5 protein-coding genes are annotated in these 2,375 nt (G+C 40.3%); 2 read left to right on the forward strand and 3 right to left on the reverse strand.

The window, feature by feature from the left end:
* Nucleotides 1–158: 158 nt before the first annotated feature.
* Together IBX40_12715 and IBX40_12720 are read left to right on the forward strand one after the other, a co-directional pair.
* The gene (locus IBX40_12715; protein MBE0525172.1) at nucleotides 159–416 is read left to right on the forward strand and encodes a nucleotidyltransferase domain-containing protein; all 258 of its coding nucleotides are present in this window, start codon (nucleotides 159–161) and stop codon (nucleotides 414–416) included.
* Between the two features lie 12 nt (nucleotides 417–428).
* The gene (locus tag IBX40_12720) at nucleotides 429–737 is read left to right on the forward strand and encodes a nucleotidyltransferase substrate binding protein (protein MBE0525173.1); all 309 of its coding nucleotides are present in this window, start codon (nucleotides 429–431) and stop codon (nucleotides 735–737) included.
* A gap of 32 nt (nucleotides 738–769) precedes the next feature.
* Here the strand turns inward: IBX40_12720 and IBX40_12725 are convergent, their stop codons facing one another.
* The 3 genes from IBX40_12725 to IBX40_12735 form a co-directional block, all read right to left on the reverse strand.
* Nucleotides 770–925: a hypothetical protein gene (locus IBX40_12725; GenBank protein ID MBE0525174.1), complete on the reverse strand. Its 156-nt coding sequence runs from the start codon at nucleotides 923–925 to the stop codon at nucleotides 770–772.
* A gap of 366 nt (nucleotides 926–1,291) precedes the next feature.
* Nucleotides 1,292–1,615: a hypothetical protein gene (locus tag IBX40_12730; protein ID MBE0525175.1), complete on the reverse strand. Its 324-nt coding sequence runs from the start codon at nucleotides 1,613–1,615 to the stop codon at nucleotides 1,292–1,294.
* A gap of 10 nt (nucleotides 1,616–1,625) precedes the next feature.
* The gene (locus IBX40_12735) at nucleotides 1,626–1,952 is read right to left on the reverse strand and encodes a hypothetical protein (protein ID MBE0525176.1); all 327 of its coding nucleotides are present in this window, start codon (nucleotides 1,950–1,952) and stop codon (nucleotides 1,626–1,628) included.
* Nucleotides 1,953–2,375: the final 423 nt, after the last annotated feature.

Consider the following 2,375-nt stretch of genomic DNA (forward strand, 5'->3'; position numbering starts at 1 on the left):
ACAATATTCCTATCACTGCCAGTGGAACTCTGGCAGATTCGTTCTCCCACCATCTGACCATTGCTGGTACTGGACTGGGTAAATATATTTAAGATTTATGATTTGTTTAAAGTATAAAAATAAAAAAATAAAGAAGTAATTCCTTTGCAGAAAAACCCATTCCCAAAATACATATCATTAAGAATATAACCATTTTTCTTTTCGGCTCAAGGGCCAGGGGAGATTTCAACAGACATTCGGATTTCGATATTGGGATTCTGCCCAAACAGGGATATGATCGAAAAAAACTGGTCTATCTAAAAGATAAACTGGAAAATCTAAATATACCATATAAAGTTGATGTGATAGACATGTCCACTGTATCAGATGTTTTCAGGAAAAAAGCACTGAAGGAGGGAGAGATATGGAAAAACTAAACATCTTAACACATGATACTACTGGATGCGGCAATTCAAAGATTTGAATACAGTTTCGAGGTTTTCTGGAAGTTCACAAAGGAGTATCTCAGGGTCAAAGAAGGAATTGTCTGCAATTCTCCAAAATCATGCTTCAAAGAATCCTTTAAGGTTAACTTGATCACAGAAGAGGAAACCGTGCTTGCCCTCGAAATGACAGATGATAGGAATATGACAGCTCATACCTATCACGAGGAAGTAGCGGAAGAGATATATGGCCGTATCAAGGGATATTATTCACTAATGGATAATGTCAGTAAGAAATTATTCGAGCTAACTTAAAAAAAAGAACTTGGGGCCTTTGGCCCCTGAAATTAATGACTTGCAGCGTATCGCTCTGCAATCAGAGCCCTGGTCAGCCTGAACTGAATCCGCTGTTTATCCCAGTCATACTTGTTGCCCAGGAATTTTATCAGCCGCTTCTTGGTGGCCCCTTTCAGATTGTTTGCCTCCATACAATAGTGGTCCATCCGGCCGCCACAGGTAATTTCTTAGTAGTCAGAATCAGCCCATCAGGCATATCCTCTACTCTGTAACGCATATTCACAGTACCGCCCTTCTGAGGCACAACTCAGACGCGTCAGCTCCACTGCCTGTATTCAGACTGCACGCAAGCGGCCTGTGCGTGTTAAGTGATACCCGCCGGGTGGAGATCGAGTTCTCCAGAGTGACCGCCGCCGGTTTGGTTGCAGAGAGGACAGGGAATGCAGCCGCGTCTGGAATAGTGACTTCTGCAGTGCGCCTGGGGCGGAGTGTGGATAATGGGAGATCGGCGGGGGCAAAAGCTGAGGCAGCGAACGCGTGTAATGTAAATATCCTTAAAAGGCGTCGCAGTTTCAGTTAAATGATTCCAGCAGAGTTGTACGCACAAAATCCATGAATTTTTTCATCTGTATATCTGGTTTTGAGTCCATATCACTTTCGATCACTGCTTTATCATCGCCGTTATGGAAATGATGGGGAAAAGTAGCTACATATGCCCAGACTTTATGTGGTGCATTATCATAACGAAATATTGTTCCATCGATTTCAAGTCTATTCCAGTGATATGAATAATTTCCAGAAACAGAAATCCACACATCTGCAAAACTCCCATCAACCAGCTCGATCCTTAGTTTGGATGCTTCTCCTGAAGGAAGTTTAAGTATTTTCGTTTCCAATACAATTTCTTCATATGTTTTGACTATTGACTCGAGAAGTAGATATGTCTCTAACATGTGAGAGTTCCATTTTCAATTTGTTTATTGCATTCTCAAGGTTTTCAAGAGTTATCAGATCCTCCCATCCGGGATGTTCAGGAATGGTACCGTCCTGCACTTTGGTTTCGAATTCATCCCGAGATGATATTTGGTATCTGGACATGATCTCCAGTCGATCCGTCATACACGCTTTGATCCTGGATTTAAGGTACTCTATAATACTTTCCTGAACAAGCGTGTCTTCATTTATTCCAAGGTCTCTTGATAGCTGTCTAACAGTTTCAATGGTGCTGCTCATGGAGAGTTCCTTCTGCTTTTAATATTCTAAATTTTGTTAGTGTTCTATTTAAGGTTGTTGCATTTGGTCATTTTTCAGGCGCCCGAATTATTTACTGTATGTTTTACATTACATGTTGGCATAATTTTTACTTCTTTGCGTACTTTGCCTGTTCTTGGCAGTTTATAGTATAGATTACTCACCGCAAAGGGCGCAAAGACCGCAAAGCAGAGCTTGATAATGTTGTGAATTGGGCTTCAATTATAGCATAGTCTTAGTAAATTTTTAAACAACGAAATAAAACGAACTGGGACGAACTCATATTACCCAGAGTTCGTACCCGTTCGTTATTTTTTTTGATATTTTTTTCACCAACACGAATTGAAACAGTCACATAAATTCAACAAAACTAAATACCTTCCAATAAATAAAATATTTTATGTC

The organism is Methanosarcinales archaeon, from assembly GCA_014859725.1.
Classification (GTDB): Archaea; Halobacteriota; Methanosarcinia; order Methanosarcinales; family Methanocomedenaceae; genus Kmv04.

Bases quoted from the DNA above. Each gene is read 5' to 3' on its own strand.
- IBX40_12725 (MBE0525174.1), bottom strand. From the start codon at position 925: ATGGACCACTATTGTATGGAGGCAAACAATCTGAAAGGGGCCACCAAG.
- IBX40_12735 (MBE0525176.1), bottom strand. From the start codon at position 1,952: ATGAGCAGCACCATTGAAACTGTTAGACAGCTATCAAGAGACCTTGGA.
- IBX40_12720 (MBE0525173.1), top strand. From the start codon at position 429: ATGATACTACTGGATGCGGCAATTCAAAGATTTGAATACAGTTTCGAG.